This window comes from Siminovitchia terrae (assembly GCF_003605405.2).
Classification (GTDB): Bacteria; Bacillota; Bacilli; order Bacillales; family Bacillaceae_C; genus Siminovitchia; species Siminovitchia terrae.
Window position 1 is genome coordinate 166,887 of record NZ_QYTW02000006.1, and the last position, 22,621, is coordinate 189,507.

The window sequence follows — 22,621 nt, forward strand, 5'->3', positions numbered from 1 at the left end:
AACTTTTTTTAGATTGCTTGATTCACTAATAGGAACGCCGGTCAATAGAATAGGTTCCCCTGCTTTCTATCATTTTCTAAAAAAGTTCTATGCACAAGAAAAGCCCTCCTATTCTCAATGAGAAAGGAAGGCGTTCACTCTTTTAGGCTTATTGAACAACACCGATCAAATGAAGGAAGTTGTACAATCCCCAACGAAACAAACGAAGTACGACGAATGCAACAAGGGCGATTGAAACGAACAAGACCGCAAGTTGCGGATATAAGCCTTCAAATAATCGGTTCTCTTTATTTTTGACTTTTTCTTTATTTATAGACTCATAACTAGCAACTGTCCGCATTTACAAAACCTCTTTCATTTCTATTTTCTCTTCCACATAAGAAAGATCATCCATTTTGACAACCAAGACGCTGTTTCCGGCCGCAGCACCGCCGTCTATACCGATATGGTGTTTTCCTTGATAGAAACCTTCACCTTGATAATCAGGCATGTACTGAACAGGCGTGTGGCCGTGTACAATAAGTTTTCCTTCCAAAACATCACCTTTTACAGGTATAAACGATTTAAAAAAGGCTTCCCGAATCCATAGCATATCTTCTTTATATTGATCTTCTAATCGTCTATTAGAACGAAAACCTGCATGAACATAGACACAGTTAAGTTCTTCGTCTACTTTGTAATAAGGGAGCTTGATCAAACGTTTGATTAAATCAGGTTGTTTTTCTATTAATGAAGAACGAACAGCGTAAAAATTATCGCGTTCCAATCCTACTTCATTTAGAAAAGAAGATGCCGTTGCAAAGCCTCCGTTTTGAAACCAATGCGAACCGGTTATCATCATGTCGATATAACCATTGGGAGATTCAGGATTAGTTGTTACGAAGTCCAAAAACATCTTCTCATGATTCCCCATAAGGTAAGTAACTTGACGTGGATAGCGATCCATCAGTTCAAAAGCCATTTCGACACAAGCTAAACTATCTTCTCCCCTATCAATCAAATCACCGAGGATTATCAATTCATCACCTGACGATAAATCAATATTACTTTTCACAAGTGCATCCAACCACGCATCGAATTGCCCGTGAATATCGGAACATGCATAAGTAGACATAACGAAACCTCTTTCTTATTTTTATTTGGATTTCATATAGATAGAAAAAGAACGCCTGCTAAACGCACGACGCTCTCCGTTCATTTTTTATTTTGTTTCCATCGGCTTAATACGCTGAACCTCCACTACGCGAACAGATACTTCCTCAACGGCTTGTCTTCTTCCAGACGCGATCATGCCTTGAATAAATTTGCCGTTATGAATGTATTTCTTTTCGATAAAGTTTTGAACTGCTTCATTAACAGCTTCATGATCATTAACATATGGTTCGTCAAACCGGATGATTTTGTATTGTTCTGCTTCTTCATCTTCACCTTTTACTTCGATCAAGAATTGTTGCAGGCGATAAGTTTCAATATTCTTTTTAAATCCCTCGTCAACCTTCATTTCAATATTTGCAATTTCTTCCTTAGTGACAAACTGCAAATCAAGCAACGTTGCTACTTTCACCGCATAGGCAGCTTCCAATGCATGAAGGCAAGGCGTTTCGCTTGGATTTTCATTAAATTCCTCTTGATAGGACGGATCAAGCAACGCATATTGCCAATCGTGATAAAGCTCTCTTACTTCTTTCAATTGTTTTTGTTTCATTTCGATAATGCTCATTTCATTCTCTCCCTTTTGATTTTTATATAGAAATCACGCATTGTACCAAGTCGTCCAAAAAGCTAAACCCGAATTGTACAAGTGCAAGTATTTCTTCCAACCGACTTTCTTATCTACGCAATCGCGTGAGCAATAGGTACTGTCATCTGTTTCGAAATAGTATCCTTCCTGCATGAACTCACTACACGAGTTACAGAACCGATATTGTTCTTCAGGAATGGCTTTGATGTGCAGATTTTTGCTCAAAAGGCGTTGCTCCAACTCTTTCCTTGTAGTACAGACAACTCCAATATATTTGGATACCGGATTGTATAAGCCGGCAATGCCGCTCATTTCAATCAAAAGGAGAGGTTGGACAAAATGCCCGTTACTCTCCTTCTTTTCCTTATCCACTAAATAGATAGGCGTTTTTTGGATTTTTTGATTCACAAACATTGGAATCACTCCCATCATTTTTTCCGAGAAACGAACCGTTTCGTAACGGTCTTCTGGCCGAGTTTGGCAAGAAACGCTTCATCCCATTCGAGTTTTTTTAGATTGGAAGCAGCGATCCCAAGATAGTCCCAGGGATTGTCCCCACCAAGGGCGATGTGTTGTGCGACCTCTTTTAGTTGTCTCGCATCAAACTTGTATGACACCGCTTCGTTAACATTCCAGATTGTGTCTGCTGTTTCAACTGGACCATTTTGCTCAACGTATTTGCGCAGATCAGCTTTCATTTGCTTTGCTGCTGCTTCGATGCGCTCAATTTCATTTGCAAGTTTTACAGCTTCCTCTAATGTCATTGTCTGTTGGTTTGTGATGTTTACTGCTTCCATGTTAAATAACCTCTTTCTGTTTTTTATTATTAAAAATGGACTCTCCGTATTGCCCCGTGCCTTCGACTTTGTACATGCCATTCGCAATTCCTACGCATAGATGCAAGAACTGCTGATGGGAAATTGCGGTCATGACCAACGAATTACCGTCAATACGGTAAAACGTACCGCTTTCGATAGCAACAAAAAAACGCTTGTTGGTGACAGGCGTTTTTAGACAAAGATAGGAACGATCCTCTGTTAGCGTTTGAAACGCATTTCTTTTTATAGTTGGCATAATGAACCACTCCTTTTTATTTTTATTTGAAATCGGACATCATTCTTTCGATTTTCATTATGATCGGATCGTTGCCGAAGCTACGCCGTAAAAGCATATCGAACGTTACAGAAGCTCTTTCGCCGAACATACCCCACCACGCGAAGATAACGACGAACACAAACGCGATAAGTGCTAACGATACTGCGAATCTTCCTGTTGTTGAATAGAAGAAATCTTCCATTCTAGTCATTTCATCACAACCTTTCCTGTTAATTTTTAAACACAAAAAAGCCGACTGTTCTGGCGAGTGAAAGAACAATCGACTTTTTATCTATTTGAGCACAAAGGCGCAAATAACAACTTAGGTATTGTGCAAACATGCAAACTTTGACGATGAACGTCAATCCTGCTTTTCTCAAACGAAAATGTCAGGGTACGGAATTTATGCCGAATCTCCTTAGAAAAGAAATACCAAGGTATGACGACTTCTACTAATTGTGTAGCTTTCAAATAATTATATACATAGAGTGTAACAAATGGGCATAGAAATTACAAGAGTTTTAGGAAGGGGCTGGTTGTTATTGTTTACCCTCCGATGTCTTCATGTTATGCAGGGGATATGAAAGTAGCTACCTTCCTTATTGTGACGTCACCTGAATCCCTTTTAATAAAGCAGATGTACATTGAATTTGTTTTATGACTTACCATATGAAGAGTTTCCGGCAGCGAATCCAACGACAAAACATTTTCCAAGAACTCTCTATCTTCTTCATACAAACTTACAATCTCCATTTTTACAGCATCCTGTATCTCTTCGAGAAAAGTTTCCTTTAGAGCTTTATTCCTTTTTTCTTTTTGGTGTTCGAGGTAGATGAACAAACCGCCAAAGATAAAAACAGAAGCAAGCACAACATAGATATTAAAAGATTTAGAGGTTACTACCCCCTCGAACGCCCATACGACTACTATAAACGCTATGACTAAAAGACAAAGAAATTGCATCCCTAAATATCTAATCAAATTCCCTCTCCATTTGATTTCATACAAATCAAAGTTGTTTTTCAGGTTCATATATTTTTGCTCCTTTTAGTTTTCATTTCCTTTACAACCATCCTGGCTTTACCAACAACATCGTATTTTTTACTTATTTTTATAATAGCGTGAACATCATTTCTTGCCTTGATAAATACGACTTGTTTCTCACCGGATTTCTCCCAACGGATTTCCACTTGATATTCTTGGAATCCTAACAACTTTCTTATATTCACGAGACTTGTTCCTCCTTGCTTAATTCAAGAATTTGCCCTTTATATCGAATGATCTGTGCAAAGGAATTATCTCGCAAATCCAACCAAACTTCGTAAAACATTTCTGCTTCATTATCAAAGAATTTATACTTTCTAAAATTCTTCATTTCTGTGGTTCGTAGGAGGAAGGTGCTTTGACTGTTGGTATATTTCTCCATTTCCGTTTGTACTAAAATCATTTGAAAAGACTTTAGATTTTCATAAACATGATTTAATAGAGTCACCCGTTTAGATAAGAACCAAATATATATGCCCACAGTTGTGTTCACAAGAATCCAAAACATTAATTCACCTATAACTCCGTTCAATTTCAAGATGACTATTAACAGGAGAACCAAAAAGCAAACAGAAAATAAATATATCATCCTCTTCAATTTTTTATTTTCTGAATTGTATTGTTCCAAAGGAGTCATATCTTATAACTCCTTTCCTCTCTCTACAGCTTCAACATTCAATAATACAATCCGATCCTTATACACCTTCGAGGCTAAGTAATCCCCCTGCTCCACTTGGTCATACAGTTCTTTACTGACCAATATTTCGTACTCGTTTTTTAGTGCATACAACTGAACAAAATAAGAAATTTGACCGAACGATTGAGATATTTTCTTTTTATCAATGACAAAGGCTTCTGTTTCAACTCCTGTTTCTAAAGCTATTTGTTCTTCATGTTTCGCCTTTATTCCGTCATAAATTAGAAATCCAGCAAACACCATAAATGCAAATGCAATCAGGTAGAGCACAATTAGCCTTTCACTCATAATAAACACACCTTCCCTTTCTGATTTCTTATAAAGACGAAAATAAACAATACAGGTTCCTTCTCAATTAAAAAACACACTGCAATCAGCAATGTGTCAAACCCTACAACTTGTCATCATTTACCCTCACTCTTCTCTTCCTGCAATAAAATAATCCTATCCTTATACACCTTTGCCGCTAAGTAATCTCCTTGTTCCACTTGATCATATAGTTTTTTACTGACTGATATTTTGTACTCATTTTTCAAGGCGTATAGTTTTAAACGGTAATGAACGGTGGTATTAGGGATCATTACCTGACCTGTAGACACCATCGTTGTGGTAGTTTTTTTCTCTTTATCAATGACAAATGCTTCCGTTTCGATCCCTTCTTTTAATGCTTGTTCATGTTCAGATTGGTCTTTCATCGTTAAAAACACATTAATACCGACAAATGTCAGTAAAAGGAACGATATTAAAAGAAGCCATATTCCTCCATTTGATTCACTCATTCAAACGCCCCCCTTTTTTATGTATTAGAACGAAACCTACCGAAGAAGGTTCCTTTCCAACAAAAAACACGTTGCCATTAGCAACGTGCAAATTTCAATCCTTTTGCTCTTTAAAAGTCCCTACTTCCAAAAACTTCACATTTGAATCTTCTCTCTCGCTAATATAGGCATGGAAAATTTTATTTCCTGCTACGACTTCGAATTTTTTATCATTAATTTTTTCTGTTACATGAGCATCTGAAGTGCTATATTTACGATTCGCTTCTTCAACAATAAACTCTTTTATATTTTCTTCTTTCTGATTTTCATGCTCATAGATTAAGAGTCCTCCATTGACAATGACTAATATCAAACCTACGGATACAAAATAGCTCGCAATACGTGTAGCTTTGTTGAAAGTCAGACCTAATCCAATCAAAACCACTCCACAGACCAATAAAACAGAGAACAAATGAAGCAAAACAAGTCACTCCTTTTTAAGTGTATGAAATTTTGAATTTCTGATTAACTTTTGATGTAGTCTAAATAATGGACACGCAAAAATGAGAATGATCATTTATAATTTACTTAACAATTAAAAGGACGTGTTCATTATGGGGAAGCATCACAATCAAGAGTACAGAGACTATGTATCAAAATTAGTTGTTGAGGAAGGAAGAGTGATGCGTGAAGTTGCCTATGAGTTAGAAATCCCTTATGGAACATTGCATCGCTGGGTTTCAAATTATAAACAGAAAACAAAAGAAAAAAAATCGCCCGAGAAATATATAACACCTTCCGAACATGAAAAAGCTTTAAAGCAAAGAGACAAAGAAATACAGAAGCTTATGGAGGAAAACGAAATCCTAAAAAAGGCCATGCACATCTTCACGAAAAACCAGGGATAAAGTTTGAATTCATCCAGGCTCACCAAGATGAATACTCTGTTGTGAGGATGTGTGAAATATTGGGGGTTTCAAAAAGTGGTTACTACAATTGGTTTGGCAATCAGGGACGTGCAGCAACTGAGCGGGAGAAAAAAAGGGAAGAAATCAAACAAAAAATTAGTCAGTTCTTCCATGAGAGTTACGGGACTTATGGGAGTCCTAGAATCCATGATGACTTAATAGAACATGGATATGTTGTTTCCCGAAAAACAGTGGCTCGTCTTATGAAGAAGATGGGTCTAAGGGCCATCCCACAAGAAAAATACGTCATGACAACAGACTCTAATCACGACTTTCATATTTATCCTAATTTGCTCAATCAAGAGTTCGGAGTAAACGAGCCTAATAAAGTCTGGGTGACGGACATCACTTATGTTTGGACACTTGAAGGATGGCTCTATCTAGCCTCTGTCATTGATTTATTTTCAAGGAAAGTTGTAGGATGGTCGCAAGCAGCTCACATGAAGAAAGAGCTAGCAATAAGTGCCCTTAGAATGGCTATAACAACACGCCAACCCGAAGAAGGATTGATACATCATTCAGACCGAGGATCTCAGTACTGCTCCAGTGATTACATCCATGAATTAAAGGAACTCAAAGCAGAAATAAGCATGAGTCGGAAAGGCAACCCATATGATAATGCCTGCATCGAATCCTTCCATGCGACTATCAAAAAGGAATTAATATACAGACGACGATTTAATACACGAGACGAAGCTACTAAAGCAATTAATTATTACATTAGCCACTTTTACAACGAAAGAAGAAAGCATTCAGCTCAAGACTACCGTTCGCCTAACAATTATGAAAGGTTATATGATGCTGGGCAGGCTCAGAATATCTCATAAAATACCCATTTAGGTTTTAGATATGAAAAGTTACGCACTTCAACTTTTCATATCTAAAGCCACAGCAAGCGAAGCGCGGTAGGCATTTCATTTTTATTAAAGTGATCAACTAAGGTGTCCATTTTTTTGACTAAAGTCCAACTTTGATACAATATACAAAATTTGTAGAGGTGATTTTTATGTGCGGTAGATTCACTCTTACGGCTTCGTTTGATGAAATCATAGATCGCTTTGATATAGAGCAGATGATTGATGAAAGCTTATACAGCCCTAACTATAATGTAGCTCCTTCACAATCCGTAGTGGCAGTTATCAACGATGGCTCTAAAAATCGACTTGGTTTCTTACGATGGGGTCTAATCCCACCGTGGGCAAAAGATATAAAGATCGGATACAAAATGATCAATGCCCGTGCGGAAACCCTAACAGAAAAGCCGAGCTTCAGAAGTCCATACAAAAACAAACGCTGCCTAATCCTTGCAGATAGTTTTTATGAGTGGAAACGCCATGACGATAAAACAAAGACGCCTATGCGTATTAAGTTAAAATCGAACAATTTATTTGCTATGGCCGGACTTTGGGAAACTTGGCAATCCCCTTCTGGTGAGCCGATCCATTCCTGTACCATAATTACTACAAAACCAAATAAACTTGTTGAGGACATTCATGATCGAATGCCAGTTATTTTAAAGCCCGAAGAGGAATCGATTTGGCTTGATAAAACAATTAAAGATACAGATTATTTAAATCACCTATTAACACCTTTACCTGAAAATTTAATGGAAGCATACAAAGTATCTGAACTTGTTAATTCACCAAAGAATAATTCAATCGAATTAATTCGTGAAATTTGTTAGGGGAGCGTCCTCCCCTTATTTCTTCTTAATGTATGGTCTTATTCTTGCTAAGCATTATCCTTACGAGAAATTGAAAACTTTCCTTCCGGCAACAACAACGGTTTATCGTCACGAGTTCGATAATCAACATTTACCAAATGGTTGTCATAAGTTAAGGTGTTATTATTTAGTGACCTCAAATATCCATCTTTTATTTCAAACCCAATCAAAACAGATTTTTTTGTTTTTCTTAAATACCAAATCGCTATTTTTGCAAGCACCTTTATCCATCCTTTCACAATTTATTTCTATTGAGCATTGCTTACAATCAAGCCCCAGATGAAAAACAAAAGAAATAATGCACCCGACATGATAACTCCAATAAACTGATATTTTAATTTCTTCAAAATACCTTTCCTCTCCATCCCTCTCGCCCTTTCTCATAAGCTTCGTTTTTTATTAAGGACGCAGCTTAACCAAATAGGTTTCCTTTCAAAATAAAAACACGCCACTTTCGCAGCGTGTCAACTATATATCAATCTAAAATCCCATTGTCTTTTGCACATTTATCACAAGTATCGTCATAGTGCATCGTTCCTTCTTCATATTTAACTCCACATATTTCACAAGTACACATTTTCCAACTCTCCTTTTTGGGATTATCATAACGGACGTGTATCAAGCCGAGATGATCCTTGATCTTTGGTGATGTTCAGACATTTCTCTTAACATCTTGAAAAAGGCATTCAAAATAACGTCTGTTGAATCGTGCGTCAAATTGAATACACGATCTTTGACATGTCCTTCTTTAACACAACGCAACACTAAATCTAATTTGATAAAAGCACCCTCTTCTCTTGGACGTAAGACAAGTGAAACGGGATTGACAACACCGTCTGTCCGATCGTAGAGCAAGACTACTTCTTCTTGCACCCTGCCATTCTGATAGTCTTCCAGAAAGTTATCAAGACAGCCAATACGGTTAACCGTTTCCGATAGCCAGTAATCGAGAACCCTTGTCCTTCGCAATAGATTGGCAGGGAATACAAGTTTATATTCCCCTACCACCAAATTCCTATATAGTGGATCTTCCTTTTGACATTTCATATTACATACATCCATTTCTAAATTTAAATGGTTACAAATGTTCGCAAACAGTCTTTTGCAAAAGGGCAATGCTTGCAATGACTCGATGGCTTGGATGGACGCGCATCACAATTCCTTTTATCAAAAACACGCTGCCGTTAAGCAGCGTGTCTATCTTCATTGATGGCTGTTTGTCCATTACGGACAGTCCGCCTTCTGGTGTACTAACACCAAACAATTTCCCCACCATCAATCAAGTATCCGGCCACCTGATCATAGTCGAATTGATCACCATATTCATTTCCAAAAGCGTCCAATAACTCCGCTTCGAGAGCTACAATTTTCTCGTATTCAGCACCGGAATTTTCGGCGTTATAGATTTTCTTCCGAATTTCTTTCACGTGTGTACGTTCCGAGAAGAGGACTTCGATCGACCGTTCTTCATCCGCATCGTCACTGATTTTCGCGTCTGCATAATGGACGATGTAAAGGTCGTCTGGACCATCCATGTATTCAAATGCTTTAAACCTCGGATCGATGTCATCCTTTAGCCTAATTTCTCCGGCGTTGACGCCTTCGATGATTTTATTGATTCTGTTTTCCATTTTCAATCGACTCCTTTTTTATATTCAATTCACAAATAGGAACGTCCTTTACCCGGAAAGGTTTCCGCTTCAAACAGCGGAAAATGTCCGTAAACATTCTTTGGCAAACGGACAGTGGCGGCAATGGCTGGATGGAATTGCAGGAAAAATACGTTTGAATTCCTCCGGTAACATTCCGTACAATTCCAGTTTCGCATTGATTTCATTTGCCAATCCCAACGCCCAAAGTCTTGCCTGTTCCATATCGGCAGGCATAAAACAATGACTGCTTCTTTTCCTAAACCGAAGGAAATAAAGCGTACCGATGACATGTGGTGCATTATATAACTCACTCATTGCCCAGGCATACAACCCGACTTGATGATTGTCGAGCACATGGTACGGAACCCGGTTGGTCTTCCAATCCGTAATAGCCATTCCTCTATTGAAGACTAAATCAATGTAGCCTTGCAGCAGAGGGGCATTTTCCGTATCATCTAAAGGCAATTTAAAATAAATTTCTGTCTTTCCCATGCCGGGTTTGGCATTTGAGCGGGAAGCAAGAAATGAAACGTCTTCTGCTGTCACTTCTGGATGGAACTCCGCTTCAATCAAACCGTTTAATATGGCTTCTCTATGTTGCACACCATTGATTTTATCTTCTATCGCCTTATGAACCGCCTTCCCTAACGCAAGGGGCAACGTTATCGGTTCCTCATAGCCCAATACATATTTTTTGAAAAAACGGTACGGGCAGCTTTCATATAAATTCAAACGAGAAAAGGAGAAAATCATAATTCTTCACCTTCGCTTTACCTTTGGCTAATAGCCCGTTTTTTAGAAAACCTCCACTAAAAAAGAAAAGCCGAACCTCTAAGAAGTCCGGCTTTCATGTTACGCAATCAATTTCTCAAAATGGTAAGTCATCATCCGATACAGTAATCGGTCCGTTATTTGCAAACGGATCACTAAATCCTCCGTTTTGTGGCGGTTGGTTGAAACCACCTTGTCCATAACCTTGTCCTTGGTTTGGCTGTTGTTGATTATAACCTTGATTCTGCTGATTATAACCCTGACCGCCTTGATTGTATCCTTGTTGATTTTGATTGAAACCATTTTGGTTATAGGCCTGTTGATTTTGATTGTAACCTTGCTGTTGTTGATTCTGGTTGCTGTAACCTTGATTCTGCTGTCCCTGTCCTTGTCCATTGCTTTTCGGATCGAGGAATTGGACGTTATCGGCAACGACTTCCGTCACATATACACGCTGTCCTTGCTGATTCTCATAGTTGCGAGTTTGGATTCTGCCAACAACCGCAGCTTGACTTCCTTTACTAAGAAAGTTTGCTGTGTTCTCCGCCGTCTTGCCCCAAGCCTGAATCATGATGAAATCCGCTTCATTTTCGCCGTTTTGATTTTTAAACGGGCGATTGACTGCAAGCGTGAAATTCACAACTGCCTTGCCTGCTGGCGTGTATTTTAGTTCCGGGTCCTTCGTAAGTCTGCCAATCAAGTTTACTGTGTTCATAATAAAATCTCTCCATTCATATTTTATAGTTTTATAAATTCACAATAGGGCTATCCTATTGCGTGATAACCATCTGCTTTTGATTAAAACCTTTCTTTCTTAGCTTGGCCCGTTCCCTTTTCCATTGATAATGAAAGAATGGAACATACAACACGATCTTTTCAAGTTCGAAATCATGTGTTTGATAACAAGCCTTCCACGCCATTCGTGCGAGAGCTGTACCTTCCCTTGCCCAATCGGATCGGAATGGTTCATCTTTTACATACTCTTCAAGCAACCGCGGAAAGCCCATATGAATTTGTTTCGCTTTCGTTCGATCTATGAGATAGCTAAGCAATTCTTCATGCCGTTCCTTCGGTTTATCAAGAAATGCGATCACCGTGAACTCTGCAAATAATCCGACAAGTTCGGTATACTCATATTCCTGCCAGTCACGAAACACCTCTTCCCGGCTTTTTATAAACGCCTTGCGATCCTTACGCTTTTTGTCTCTCCATCCAATTGCATCTAACTGTTTCGGATTAAGACGTTCCGCTGGATGAAAAGGTTTCCTTAGCTTTCCTAACCGTTTTTCCTTCACCTGTTCATATGACAAACCCGTCAGCTTCGCTTCAAATTGAAGGACACCACCGGATTCCCCACAGTACCAACAGCGAAAAATCTGTTCATCTGTGTTCAGGGAAAGGTAGAACTTTTTTGCCTTGCCCGGCTTACTGTCTTCCTCACAAAATGGACATTTACAAAGAACCTGTTTTTTACCATAGGTGTTCGGCTTAATAGTTACGCCGTTTTCTTCTGCAACATCCAAAATCTTAGGAAGCATGTTGAGCACCTACGCCAACAAGGTATGTCCATCCGTTTTCTTGACGCGTCTGTAAGGAAACCTGCATTCCTTGCTGGAAACCTTCCGTTGCTTGGACCACTTGTGAGTCGTTTGCGATGATAATGATTTCATCTTGGCTACCAAAAGGAGTTGCAAACAATTTCACATATGGAACATTACCAGATGCAGTACCGCGCTCTACTCCATTTATCACGAAAGAATGGAACGGTTTTTCATTCGTTTGTGGCGGTGCAGCATTGGTTTCCGGCTGGGCCGTTTGGTTTTGTTGTACGTTGCCACTTACATTCCCTAAATAGCTTTGAAGGAAATAGAACCCATTTTGTACGTTCATTACAAGTTGTAACTCTGTATTAGGCTCCACTCCGTTTAGGGAATTCATCAATTGTTCATTATCCTTTACAAGAACACTTAATGGTTCACCCGAATCTTTTCTTACAACTTCGAGCTTTCCAAACTGAATCTTTTGTGGGCTAGTATCTATCGTATAATTACGCACGATGAATGCGCCTTTTACGACATTAGCTTCTGGTGCTGTTTGCTCCTGTCCCGGCTGCATGTTTGCCCCTTGTTGATTCTGGGGATTGTCCTGATTAGCAGGCTGCGTATTTGGGGCAGTTTGACCTTGCTTAGCCTGTCGTGCACCATGCAGCATCATCAGCAACTGGTCACGTACTCCGAAATACTGCTCTACCGGCACTTTATCAAGGCTTCTCGCATTCAATGTCGCAAGCACACTGTCGAACGGAACATTCCGCAACTGACTGATTTCCCGTGCGAATCCATCAAGTTCGGCAACCTGTTCCTTGCTAATAAAACGCGGAACGGAATGATCGATCTTGTTCTGGAAACTGTCCGGGTCTTCTTGATCCGTGGCGATATTGAATTGTTTCAAAAGGAAGAATTTTTCCGCGTATGTGAGAGCTTTCCCCACTCCCTTTTCACCCGCAAGATCAATTCCTTGCGCATAGAACGGAATAACAACCTGATCCCATGATTCTTGATCGACCCAAGTGAAATCAATGTCAAGTTCGGTGAAAATGTTGTTCCGGCCTTTTGAATCGACTGTGACCGTGCACTTTTTACCAACTACACGTGGAAACAGCATCAGTCCGAGTTCATCCATCTTCTCGCGTAATGCACCAAGAACGGCGGAAGAACTGACGTATTGGAACTGTGGACCACGAGAATCCTTTTGTAGGTAGGTTACGGTTTTCCGCAATTCCACCAATTTTTGAATGATGTTTGATTTTTCATTCGGCTGTACATCGCTTTTGATAATGAAAGTCATTTTGAATCAATCTCCCTGTCTATTCATATTTTTAAAAAGAAAAAAAGCCGATGAAGCATAATACGCGATCCCCGACCTTCACACAAAACCATTCACAACAAAACGCATTTTGTAGACATCTTCCTACATGGCAACACTCCTTTAATTATTTTCAAAACACAAAAAAGCCGATGTATCCCGAAGGAAACAATCGACTTTATATATTTACGCTATTCCGAAAGAGAGGTATTTTTCTTTTCGTAAGCGTGAATATCAAACTGAAAGTAGTATGCAAATGCAATCTTTTGACGATACTTCGTCTGCCTAACGTTTCTGTAACGAAATCAAAAGGCGTAGATTTTGTGTCGAATCTTTCCTGCAAAAGCAAGAATGTAACGACTTTCACTGGAATAGTGACTTAAAGATAAATGATATATATGTATTGTAGCAAATTCACCTACCCGTTTCAACTAAAAATGTATTTTTTATACTCAATCCGTGTAACAAAAAAGAAGAAGGTTCCACATTCCCTCTTCTTTTAAGTCTGTCATGCTATGAGATTAATCCGATTATACGACTTCGATGCTCATCCATAGCACGAGTCAGCATATTCGCATTCACACTTGCCAACATTTGCTGTTTTGTCATTTCTAACATTTCTTTTGCTATGTCCGTATCTCGAATACGATTAAGGTGATTCCTTGCTTGATAACCCTCTTCTATAACCGAATCCAAACGATGTTCGAATCGGTTGGATTGAATACCTACTCCTGCCCTTGCCTTTGCGATTGGTTTCAAAATGTAAGTATCAATAAAATCTGTACTCAACAAACGATTCATAACTGGATTTTCAGATTCCTTATCACTGTCCAACTCTTCCTTCGGTTGTTGTTCAGTGCTTGGATACTCCGTTATTGTTTCCGTGTGTTCGGTGGTTGTTTTGGATGACTCAACGACGACTTCATATCCTCCCGTCAGTCTTTCCTTCCAATCGCTTTTTTCTCCATTCGAGATTGCTTTTCTTACAATTTCCAACACACCGCCTAGAAGCCCGCCAAGTTTTTCTGAAAGCCATTCACTCGTATTCTTTTCGGTCGAATGTTCTCGCTCGTATTCGAAATCGCCGCTCACAACTATTTTGTTATGCTCTTCCGTTATAGTTGTCGTTTTCTCTGTCACTTTAATCGAATTGGAAGGGTTTGTTTCTTCTGATGAATTATTTGCAATTTCCTTCAACACATTCGCAGCATCGTTAAAATGTAGAGGTTCGATGATTAGCGTATCCCCCGAACGGTCACCTGCTTGTATGTACACAGGATCCTCACCAAATACATTCTTTTGATTGAAGGTGGTATTCTTGATTGTATAATCCATTTCCTCCAAGAGAGACAAGGCTTCCTTCTGGATAGCAGCTCGGTCATTAGAATGCAGGGTATCATTTTCATATTGAATCGACAATTCCCGAAGCCTTTGACCTAAGCTGTCCATCTTGGACAAACCACTTTCCTTCACTTCCAAAAACGATAAGGCGTCTTGAATATTTCGTTGAGCCATCTGGTTCCCTCGCATAACTGCTTCTGCCCTACTCGCTTTTAATACGTCGACAGGATTATCTATTTTTCCTTTGAAAGAATCTCCCGAAGTAATTCGTGACTTATGAACAAAAGCCCTTTCGTTTGCCATATTCATCTGATGCAACATTAATTTCGCTTGGCTTTCATACCCTCTACTGATATACAATTAGCATTTGCTCCTTCCTTTTGAATAACTATATATAATTTACTTGTAGAAGAAAGACTTCCCCATCTCGCAAGGAAGCCCGTTTTCGTCTTATGGACATCCTGCCGTTTTGAGAGGATGCCGTTTCGCATGGAAATAGTCAGTTACATAAACACATTCACTTTGCATACGCATTGTGATTATTGATAAGTGGTACAGGACAAAGGCAGGCAGATAAAATATCTTGGACTCTCCCTCGAACTGTGCCACATATGGGACATTCTGAATTGTCAACTCACCATTGACAAAATCCCGGAGTTCGATCATTTCAGTATTTAACAGCAATATGGCAGAACCAATCAGCAGGCAATCCCCGGACTACTGGCAGGGCTTGAACACTTGCGACGATTCCATTTCTCTCCTTTCTTATGCGTAACCGCTTATTTTTTCTCATAGGCGGACGGAAATATCGACCGCTTTCTTCTGCATGAAATGCATTAGGACCAGATTCATTACATAGAACGAACAAATGATGAAACCACTCGCCACTTTATATGTGAGGAAATCAGCCCATAGATTCGGCAGCATAAACGCCATCATGACAGCGATCGCAAGCACCATTCCGACCATGAACAGAATGTTCATTTTCATGCCTTTTCGCTTTTTGAGCAGTTTGTCTCTTTTTTGCACTTCGTTTACCATGCGCCTTTGAATCAGATCGAACAGTTCTTTCGCATCGCCCCCGCGATCATATTTGACTGCAAGGTTTTGATGAAACTGATTGAGCGAAGGGAAATCGTACTTTTCGAAATGTGATGTATCAATCACCGTATCTTCCTTCAAAATTTCAACCGTCTTCTCTATGTCTTTCCCAATTTCAGGATTAACAGAATCGATAGATGCTTGAAGTGAACGCATAACGTTCTCGCCTGAATGAAGGAGGAAACTCATGTTGTTGACATACTTCAATAAATCCCGCAGGTTGTTCTGATAGGCTTTCAATTTCCGATCTTTATATGAAAAAACTAGGAAGAAGAATACAAGACCGACCGTTCCAAATACTACGCTGACAAACGGTTCCTTGGTCAAATAATAAATATACGCCGTGTTCCCACCGAAAAAGACAAGAAACAACACAATTAATTCAACAGGTGAATACAGGCTATAAAAGCTATGCCAGAATTGTTTCAGACGTTTCGAAATCGGTTCTTTTTCCAGACCAGCCGCAGGGGATCTTGTATTCTTTTGTTTTTTGGGCTTTTTGGAACGTCTTTTCTTTTCTTCCTTCACAGCACCGTTTCCTCCAAACATCATACCGCAAGCACTCCTTCCTTATTTTTCGGGAGGTACAATTCAGGAATCAAATGATAAAGTTTCGCGTCCTCTAATCTCGACAGTAAATTTTCTGTCAGAGGGCTTGTTTCTTCCGTGAGTTCGTACTCCTTCGTTTTTCGATTATATTTATTAGTTTTCTTATATAAATAATTCCCCTGTGCTCCCCGTACATCGTGGAATCCAGTAAACTCAACAATTTCCTTAATACCCCGAATAACCCCAACGCCTTCCTCTTCCCTAACATCAAGATGGACACCGATTGGTAAAAACTCAATTAATTCATTGGCGATCAGTGTATCACTCATATTCGAATAGGAGCCGCTTTGTCGAACCATCGACATATACCGGGACGGGATATTCATTGCACCTTTTGCGTGGAGTGTTGTAATCAGTGCATGGTTGGTCTTGGCTGCATCCAGCATGTCCGCAGCTTCCGCACCACGGGTTTCCGATACAATAAGCCAATCTGGTAAGTTACGAAGTCCTGACTTAACGAGAAGTTGTTGAGTGATTTTCTTTTGCCGTTCATCAGACATTAACACTTGAACACTTTTAATATTTTTGTTGGGATACAATGCTTTGATATGACTATCCCGCGTATCTTCAATAAGATAAATCTGCTGTTTGTCATCAATGTATTTGACTAACAACTTTTGTAATTCTGTTTTTCCAGAACCTGTAGCTCCACTAATGATGATATTTGTTTTTGATTGGATTAGCACAGCAAGCAATTGTTCCACCGATTCTTGAATGATTGGATTTTCACTCATTACTGATTCCGCAATAGACTTCACTGCCAGTTTTGGCCTTGAAACCCGAAATGAAAATGTCATTCCATCAGGGCTGATCGCTTCGTGTTGAGCGTTAAGACGCAAATATCCAAAATCCGTATCTAAGATTGGATTTGCAACAGTTAATTCGTCATTTTGAAGGTCTGCGATCTGCTTAATAAGTTTTCGGACTTCCTCAATAGATGGATGTTTGTCCAGATTAATGGACCCTTTTTGATTGTGTTTAAGCGACAACTTTACTCCATCAAAGTTGATGTCCGTGATCCCTTCATCTTGTAAATATTCAAGCAAGAAACTTTTCTCTAAAATCTGTTTTGCCCGTTCCTCAATAAACTCTTTGTCTTTGTACAAAAGCATTCACACCTTTCTATTTTTTATCCACCAATATTCAAACTTCCCATGACTGGTCCGAACAATTTAATAATCATGACGACAAGGAAACCCATGACCAGATACATTGAAATGAAGATAGGGAGGAAACCAAGGTACTCCATATCATTCATTTTTTTCGTGATGACTTCTTCTTGCTTATTTGATTCCAAATCCATTACGAATCGTTCCAGCTCTTTCAATGGTTCTTTTTTGATTCCAAATTCACTAAACTGATAAATCATATCCATGACCATGTACGCTTCGTTTGTATCGATATAATCTGCAAAATCCATATAATGTTCCCGTCGGTTATCGTCCTCAATTTTCGCGATTAATTCCTCAAGTCCCGTACGCAATGGTTCTTTCGTGTATGCCAGCGTAGCAACAAGCGTCTGATAAACGTTCCCGGAAGAAGGTATAAAACCAATAAAACTTCCGAGAAACTCCGGGAACAGGTATGAATTGTCATTGTCGATCCGGCGTTTGTTTTTCACAATGTTGTAGTAGGGATACTTAAAACCAATTACAAATAGCACAGGTAACGCTAAATAATATAATTGATTTCCCATCATATAAATCATCATTGCAGCAATGAGTGTAAGGATAATTCCGTAGAGGATACGGACTTTCAAGAAATCCTTTTTCTCTTTTTTGAAGTAGGCTAAATGTTCATTCAGCCTACTTTCATTTATCAATTCGAAGAACAATCATTCTCACTCCTTTTCTATAAATCTTTCAAACTTGATTTTTAACGGTATTCGAATAACAGATCATATTGATAGCGATTTTCATAGGTTCGGGTATCTTCACCCTTTTTCGTAACGGTCCCTTTATATTCTTGGGTATATTCATATGTGCGAGTGTCACTACCACCTTTAGTAACCGTTCCACCGTAGCGGTATTCGCGAGTGTCTACAGCAGGTTTTGTTACTGTGCCTTGGTAACGATAAATCCTTGTATCTTCTTCCGGTCTCGTTACATACCCCTGATACCTATATTCTGTTCGTGTAGTCTGCGGCTTTGTTACGTAACCCACATATCCCATTTCTGTAACTATATAGTGACTACTGGCTTGCCATCCACCGGAACTATGGCTTACCAATTTTTGAATTGTATGCCAATCTGGTTTTAAGAATCCTGTTGTTCCCATACCGTCATCATAATATAGCAAACTCGGATACCCTGAACCTGTATCTACCAAAACTTCCCTATCGATAACGGATGTGCTCTCAAAATAACCGAGTGAGTTTCTCAAATCCTCAAGTGTTTTTATCCCGTTGTTCAAGTCATTCCATACCCAGGAACTAAACCTATGTGCCCCCCACACGTTTTTGAGGTTAGTCTGTACCCGAATATTTGTTTTCTTTTCATAATATCCGTCCACATCTACGCATGGGAATATTGGGTCCAAATTAGCCGTACAGTGCTCTCTTGACAACTGCCCATTGTGAATTCCCATAAGGAAATCTTTAAACTCATCATATAATACCGGGTAATCCTTTATGGCAATGGTATCTGGTATAACATTTTTCATTGTATAACCGTAGTTTGTATTTGTTATACCTTTATACATCTTAATCCTTTGATATTTATATTCCCTCTGCCCGGGTATCGTAATTTCTCCATACTTATATCTATCCAATACCCCTCTATATCCTCCGGAGTTGTAGTTCTGCGATGTTTGATTCGTTACCCATTTTGTATCCTTGGGAGTATAGCTACCGCTATGAACATACTGCGACAGTGTACCTCTGTACCCTTCTGCATCCGAATAGTTGGCCGAAGTTTGCGCTGTCACAAACTTATTCTGTGGAGGGGTGTACGTTCCGCTATGAACATAGCGTTCCAATGTGCCTTTAAATCCTTCGCTATCGGAATAATTAGGTGAAGTTTGATTTCCGACGACCTTTGTTTCACCAGGAATTAATTCACCGCCCGTTTGCTTTGTTTTCATTTCTCCTGTTTTAGTAAGCGTTCCAACAAATCCATCCTTGTTATAGGGTATACTGTTTGGAATTTCAGATGACTTTGTACTAACCACCTTGTCGGTCACGATCTTTGTTTCATCCGCTTTTACACTACCACCTGTCTGGACACGTTCCTTCACGGAACCACCAGATGCTCGTATGGTCACGCGGTTTCCATCCACTTTCACTACTTGGACCGATCCTGTATTAGTAGTCACTCGCAGCAACTGTTTCATATTCGGTATGATGAAAGTTTGCTCTTGTGTTGAATTACCGGATAATGTAGTTTTGGCCGTGAAAGTTTTCAGTTCACCACCATCAGTGTTTCCACCATTATTTCCTCCACTACCAGACCATCCCGGCGGATTTACACCATTCCGTTTTGCAATGAAGGCTTTATTCGTAGATTCAATCGTTCGGTCTTTGTACACACTTTTATAGGTGTACTTGAAATTTACATATACGGTATCGCCATAGTTCATTATTCCGTTCACTGCTTGTCCGAATTGATCCTTGAATGTAATCACATAGCCTTTTGGTTTGTAATCATTAACAACGGATTTCACCCGGTCACTAACTCCGGCGTCTTCCTGAACAAGCTCTGTGATCTCCTTCGTTACTTTAGCAAAGGCGTTTTGATGCAAACTGTCAATTCCGAACATCAAAAGTGCCGGAACAATGAGCCCAATGAAGAACAAAGCCCCAAACAACGCTGACTTCATTTGTGACAAATTGATTTTCCTCCTTCCTGTAGATTAGTAGATTTACTCATACTCGAACGTCAAGCGATACTGATAATAAGTATCATAGGTACGAGTATCCAATCCTTTCTTGGTTGCCGTCCCTTTGTATTCTTGTGTATATTCGTAGGTTCTTGTATCAACCGCAGGTTTCGTTACTTTGCCGCCATAACGGTATACACGGGTGTCTTCAGCAGGTTTGGTTACTATGCCTTGATAACGGAATACACGAGTATCATATCCAGGTTTGGTAATAAAACCGGGTGCATAATAGTTTCCATAAGTAGGGAATTGGATGGTTCTACCTAAGTAATAATTGTCTCTTGGAAGTTCATTGAAGAAACCCGAGTAATTCGGCGGGTAAGTTTTAATTGGAACCAATCTCCCCTCATATCCCAATTCATCTGAATAGTCAACTAACCAAGCTTCTTCGAATCCATCATATGACCAAAAAAGACAACCTTTGTAATTCCCGCACTCACGAACCTGAAATTTTGTATAACCAATAAATCCATAGCCATTACCATGAAAATACTTTGTATCACCCGGCGAGTAACTACCACTTGCTACGTATTGAGAAAGCGTCCCTCTATAACCCTCTGAATCAGAATAATGAGCAGAAGTTTGCCCTGTTACAAATTTGCTTTGTTCCGGCGTGTATTTTCCACTATGCAAATAACGCTCCAACGTTCCCTTGAACCCTTCGCTATCGGAATAATTAGGGGATGTTTGGTTACCTACTTCTTTGGTTTGGGCAGGGATATACTCACCGCCAGTTTGTTTCACTTTCATCTCACCATGACGAGTGAGGGTTCCTTCATAGCCGTCCTGACTGTACTCTTTGCTATTGGGAAGATCGGAAGCTTTTGTTTTTACAATCGAATCCGTCACAATTTTGGTGTCATCAGCCATGACCGTTCCACCAGTTTGAACCTTCTTACTTGGCGATCCATTTGTCGCTCTCACCGTGACACGGTTCCCCTCGACTCTCACGACTTCGACGGACCCTGTATTTGATGTGACACTTTTCAATTGCGTCATACCGGGAATGACAAAAGTTTCTTCGTGAGTGGCATTCTTCGATTCGGTTGTGAGTTTCACGACAGAACGGGGTTGTAATTCTCCACCATTTTCCCAACCCGGTCTATTTTCTCCATTGCGTTTTAAGATGAATACTTTATTGGATGATTCAAGTGTCTGATCTTTGAATACACTTTTAAATGTGTATTGGTAATGGACCTGAATTGTGTCTCCGTAGTTCGCGATACCGTTTACTGGTTGCCCGTGCTGATTAGTGAACGAGATAGTGTATCCTTTTGCTTTGTAGTCATTTACCACCGACTTTACTCGATCGCTGACTCCTGCATCCTCTTTGACCAGTTCAGTAATTTCCTTTGTTGTTTTAAGGAATGCGTTTTGATTCGTGCTGTCTATGAAAAACAACAGAAACCCAGGAATTATAAATCCAACAAAAAACAACATCGCGAGCAACATTGACTTCATTTGAGACATGTTTTCGCCTCCTTCCTTCTGTTGCTTATTAATTGCTTGGGTAGTTGAGCGCGAGCCTTCGTTCCGCCGTCGCTTTTACTTCCCCTTTATCATCCACATACTGCACCCGAAACTGGATGCCGCGGATTAGATTGTCGTCCTCTGTCACGTTTCCCTGATTATCGAGGAATACATAGTCAAGTTTCACATCAAATCCGAGTGTCTTTTGTGCTGTAGAAACATTGGCGACAAGGTTTGCGACAAGTTCTTCCTTATCAAAATGAAGGAAACCGTCTCCGCCTTCTTCCACTTCTCCACGGATGATGCCGGCACTTACACTTTCAGCCAACACTTCGATTTCGGATGTCGTAGTTGTAGCCGAGTTTTGAACAAGTCCGCGATAGGCAATAAAAAAGACAACAACGCCTACTGTTGCGGAAATGACAAACCATTTAAAAGGAGTGCTCATATTCACTCCCTCCCTTTTTAAATTTTTGTTGTTCTTTGTTCTTTTTAAAAAAAGCGCTTTTTTTAAAAATGCCCCTCACCAAAGGGAGGGGCAAAGACTAGGGGTACAGATGAGATTGTGATTACGAAAATGAAAGATCATCTAATAGTGTTGCTTTAGGATAGTGGGTATTTTCCGAACCTATCAAGGCTGTGTTGGATTCTTCGGAATGTCAGTGAAGACATTTGTTACCATACCTTTGAATCCTTCGCCGATGTCTGTAAGGATTGGAGAAATGTAGTTTTCTCCGAAGAATACCCATACAGCGAATAGCATTAGAACTGCGATGAGTAATGTGATGGCTCCCTTATGCTCTGCCAATAGCTTTCCCTCCTTTTGTTAGTCTTTGAAACTCGCCATAAAGGAATCATCCGATCCGAGTTGCTTGTTTCAAAATATTTTGGTTGTACGAGGAAGTTTCAC

Annotated in this window: 32 protein-coding genes; 3 read left to right on the forward strand and 29 right to left on the reverse strand. The window is 39.6% G+C overall.

Annotation, left to right across the window (positions count from 1 at the left end; translation table 11 throughout):
- Positions 1-148: 148 nt before the first annotated feature.
- From D5F11_RS08945 to D5F11_RS09005, 13 genes are all read right to left on the reverse strand, one after another.
- Positions 149-340, reverse strand: coding sequence for a hypothetical protein (locus D5F11_RS08945; RefSeq protein WP_120117185.1), 192 nt, complete (start codon positions 338-340; stop codon positions 149-151).
- The gene (locus tag D5F11_RS08950) at positions 341-1,114 is read right to left on the reverse strand and encodes a metallophosphoesterase family protein (protein ID WP_120117184.1); all 774 of its coding nucleotides are present in this window, start codon (positions 1,112-1,114) and stop codon (positions 341-343) included. It lies immediately after the preceding gene.
- A gap of 87 nt (positions 1,115-1,201) precedes the next feature.
- A complete protein-coding gene (locus D5F11_RS08955) occupies positions 1,202-1,720 on the reverse strand; it encodes a hypothetical protein (protein WP_120117183.1) in 519 nt (172 codons plus the stop codon).
- Positions 1,721-1,753: 33 nt separating this feature from the next.
- A complete protein-coding gene (locus D5F11_RS08960) occupies positions 1,754-2,155 on the reverse strand; it encodes a hypothetical protein (RefSeq protein ID WP_120117182.1) in 402 nt (133 codons plus the stop codon).
- Between the two features lie 14 nt (positions 2,156-2,169).
- Positions 2,170-2,538, reverse strand: coding sequence for a hypothetical protein (locus D5F11_RS08965; protein ID WP_120117181.1), 369 nt, complete (start codon positions 2,536-2,538; stop codon positions 2,170-2,172).
- A 1-nt stretch (position 2,539) separates the two neighbouring features.
- Positions 2,540-2,815, reverse strand: a complete 276-nt coding sequence (locus D5F11_RS08970) for a hypothetical protein (RefSeq protein WP_120117180.1) — start codon at positions 2,813-2,815, stop codon at positions 2,540-2,542.
- A 22-nt stretch (positions 2,816-2,837) separates the two neighbouring features.
- Complete coding sequence (locus D5F11_RS08975; protein WP_120117179.1) at positions 2,838-3,047, reverse strand: hypothetical protein; 210 nt, start codon at positions 3,045-3,047, stop codon at positions 2,838-2,840.
- 356 nt (positions 3,048-3,403) lie between these two features.
- The gene (locus D5F11_RS08980) at positions 3,404-3,868 is read right to left on the reverse strand and encodes a hypothetical protein (RefSeq protein WP_120117178.1); all 465 of its coding nucleotides are present in this window, start codon (positions 3,866-3,868) and stop codon (positions 3,404-3,406) included.
- Entirely contained in the window at positions 3,865-4,065 is a 201-nt protein-coding gene (locus D5F11_RS08985; protein WP_120117177.1) for a hypothetical protein, read from the reverse strand. The genes D5F11_RS08980 and D5F11_RS08985 overlap by 4 nt, the downstream gene beginning before the upstream one ends.
- Positions 4,062-4,517: a hypothetical protein gene (locus D5F11_RS08990; protein ID WP_120117176.1), complete on the reverse strand. Its 456-nt coding sequence runs from the start codon at positions 4,515-4,517 to the stop codon at positions 4,062-4,064. The genes D5F11_RS08985 and D5F11_RS08990 overlap by 4 nt, the downstream gene beginning before the upstream one ends.
- A 3-nt stretch (positions 4,518-4,520) precedes the next feature.
- Positions 4,521-4,865, reverse strand: a complete 345-nt coding sequence (locus D5F11_RS08995) for a hypothetical protein (RefSeq protein WP_120117175.1) — start codon at positions 4,863-4,865, stop codon at positions 4,521-4,523.
- 116 nt (positions 4,866-4,981) lie between these two features.
- Positions 4,982-5,356, reverse strand: coding sequence for a DUF2500 family protein (locus D5F11_RS09000; RefSeq protein ID WP_120117174.1), 375 nt, complete (start codon positions 5,354-5,356; stop codon positions 4,982-4,984).
- A gap of 94 nt (positions 5,357-5,450) precedes the next feature.
- Complete coding sequence (locus D5F11_RS09005; RefSeq protein ID WP_120117173.1) at positions 5,451-5,816, reverse strand: hypothetical protein; 366 nt, start codon at positions 5,814-5,816, stop codon at positions 5,451-5,453.
- 133 nt (positions 5,817-5,949) lie between these two features.
- On the opposite strand from D5F11_RS09005, the gene D5F11_RS09010 reads away from it, so the two are divergent.
- The 3 genes from D5F11_RS09010 (at position 5,950) to D5F11_RS09020 (ending at position 7,987) form a co-directional block, all read left to right on the forward strand.
- Entirely contained in the window at positions 5,950-6,243 is a 294-nt protein-coding gene (locus D5F11_RS09010; protein ID WP_120119627.1) for a transposase, read from the forward strand.
- A gap of 11 nt (positions 6,244-6,254) precedes the next feature.
- On the forward strand, positions 6,255-7,130 hold the full coding sequence (locus tag D5F11_RS09015; RefSeq protein WP_245998158.1) for an IS3 family transposase: 876 nt from the start codon (positions 6,255-6,257) through the stop codon (positions 7,128-7,130).
- A 179-nt stretch (positions 7,131-7,309) separates the two neighbouring features.
- On the forward strand, positions 7,310-7,987 hold the full coding sequence (locus tag D5F11_RS09020; RefSeq protein WP_120119307.1) for an SOS response-associated peptidase: 678 nt from the start codon (positions 7,310-7,312) through the stop codon (positions 7,985-7,987).
- Positions 7,988-8,034: 47 nt separating this feature from the next.
- On the opposite strand, the gene D5F11_RS09025 is transcribed toward D5F11_RS09020, so the two are convergent.
- The 16 genes from D5F11_RS09025 to D5F11_RS26230 all read right to left on the reverse strand — a co-directional run bounded on the left by D5F11_RS09025 (position 8,035) and on the right by D5F11_RS26230 (position 22,519).
- Positions 8,035-8,247: a hypothetical protein gene (locus tag D5F11_RS09025; RefSeq protein ID WP_120119306.1), complete on the reverse strand. Its 213-nt coding sequence runs from the start codon at positions 8,245-8,247 to the stop codon at positions 8,035-8,037.
- Positions 8,248-8,644: 397 nt separating this feature from the next.
- Positions 8,645-9,073, reverse strand: a complete 429-nt coding sequence (locus tag D5F11_RS09030) for a hypothetical protein (protein ID WP_120119305.1) — start codon at positions 9,071-9,073, stop codon at positions 8,645-8,647.
- A 31-nt stretch (positions 9,074-9,104) separates the two neighbouring features.
- Positions 9,105-9,305, reverse strand: a complete 201-nt coding sequence (locus tag D5F11_RS09035; protein ID WP_126646538.1) for a hypothetical protein — start codon at positions 9,303-9,305, stop codon at positions 9,105-9,107.
- Positions 9,277-9,657 (reverse strand): hypothetical protein, encoded by a 381-nt coding sequence (locus D5F11_RS09040; protein ID WP_120119303.1) that lies wholly within the window; start codon positions 9,655-9,657, stop codon positions 9,277-9,279. Before D5F11_RS09040 ends, D5F11_RS09035 begins: the two co-directional genes overlap by 29 nt.
- 69 nt (positions 9,658-9,726) lie before the next feature.
- On the reverse strand, positions 9,727-10,431 hold the full coding sequence (locus D5F11_RS09045; protein ID WP_120119302.1) for a PD-(D/E)XK nuclease family protein: 705 nt from the start codon (positions 10,429-10,431) through the stop codon (positions 9,727-9,729).
- Between the two features lie 115 nt (positions 10,432-10,546).
- Positions 10,547-11,167 (reverse strand): single-stranded DNA-binding protein, encoded by a 621-nt coding sequence (locus D5F11_RS09050; RefSeq protein WP_120119301.1) that lies wholly within the window; start codon positions 11,165-11,167, stop codon positions 10,547-10,549.
- A gap of 52 nt (positions 11,168-11,219) precedes the next feature.
- On the reverse strand, positions 11,220-11,987 hold the full coding sequence (locus D5F11_RS09055) for a hypothetical protein (protein WP_120119300.1): 768 nt from the start codon (positions 11,985-11,987) through the stop codon (positions 11,220-11,222).
- Positions 11,977-13,296: an ERF family protein gene (locus D5F11_RS09060; protein WP_120119299.1), complete on the reverse strand. Its 1,320-nt coding sequence runs from the start codon at positions 13,294-13,296 to the stop codon at positions 11,977-11,979. The genes D5F11_RS09055 and D5F11_RS09060 overlap by 11 nt, the downstream gene beginning before the upstream one ends.
- A gap of 531 nt (positions 13,297-13,827) precedes the next feature.
- On the reverse strand, positions 13,828-15,015 hold the full coding sequence (locus tag D5F11_RS09065; RefSeq protein WP_120119298.1) for a flagellin: 1,188 nt from the start codon (positions 15,013-15,015) through the stop codon (positions 13,828-13,830).
- A gap of 429 nt (positions 15,016-15,444) precedes the next feature.
- The gene (locus tag D5F11_RS09070; RefSeq protein ID WP_120119297.1) at positions 15,445-16,308 is read right to left on the reverse strand and encodes a type II secretion system F family protein; all 864 of its coding nucleotides are present in this window, start codon (positions 16,306-16,308) and stop codon (positions 15,445-15,447) included.
- Positions 16,305-17,471 (reverse strand): ATPase, T2SS/T4P/T4SS family, encoded by a 1,167-nt coding sequence (locus D5F11_RS09075; protein WP_185830594.1) that lies wholly within the window; start codon positions 17,469-17,471, stop codon positions 16,305-16,307. The genes D5F11_RS09070 and D5F11_RS09075 overlap by 4 nt, the downstream gene beginning before the upstream one ends.
- A 23-nt stretch (positions 17,472-17,494) precedes the next feature.
- Positions 17,495-18,199 carry a flagellar assembly protein FlaJ gene (locus D5F11_RS09080; RefSeq protein ID WP_120119295.1) on the reverse strand — a complete coding sequence of 235 codons (705 nt, stop codon included), beginning with the start codon at positions 18,197-18,199 and terminating at the stop codon, positions 17,495-17,497.
- A 41-nt stretch (positions 18,200-18,240) separates the two neighbouring features.
- Complete coding sequence (locus tag D5F11_RS09085; RefSeq protein ID WP_245998160.1) at positions 18,241-20,181, reverse strand: hypothetical protein; 1,941 nt, start codon at positions 20,179-20,181, stop codon at positions 18,241-18,243.
- 42 nt (positions 20,182-20,223) lie between these two features.
- A complete protein-coding gene (locus D5F11_RS09090; protein WP_120119293.1) occupies positions 20,224-21,711 on the reverse strand; it encodes a hypothetical protein in 1,488 nt (495 codons plus the stop codon).
- 28 nt (positions 21,712-21,739) lie between these two features.
- On the reverse strand, positions 21,740-22,159 hold the full coding sequence (locus tag D5F11_RS09095) for a hypothetical protein (RefSeq protein ID WP_120119292.1): 420 nt from the start codon (positions 22,157-22,159) through the stop codon (positions 21,740-21,742).
- A gap of 183 nt (positions 22,160-22,342) precedes the next feature.
- Complete coding sequence (locus tag D5F11_RS26230; RefSeq protein WP_185830595.1) at positions 22,343-22,519, reverse strand: hypothetical protein; 177 nt, start codon at positions 22,517-22,519, stop codon at positions 22,343-22,345.
- Positions 22,520-22,621: the final 102 nt, after the last annotated feature.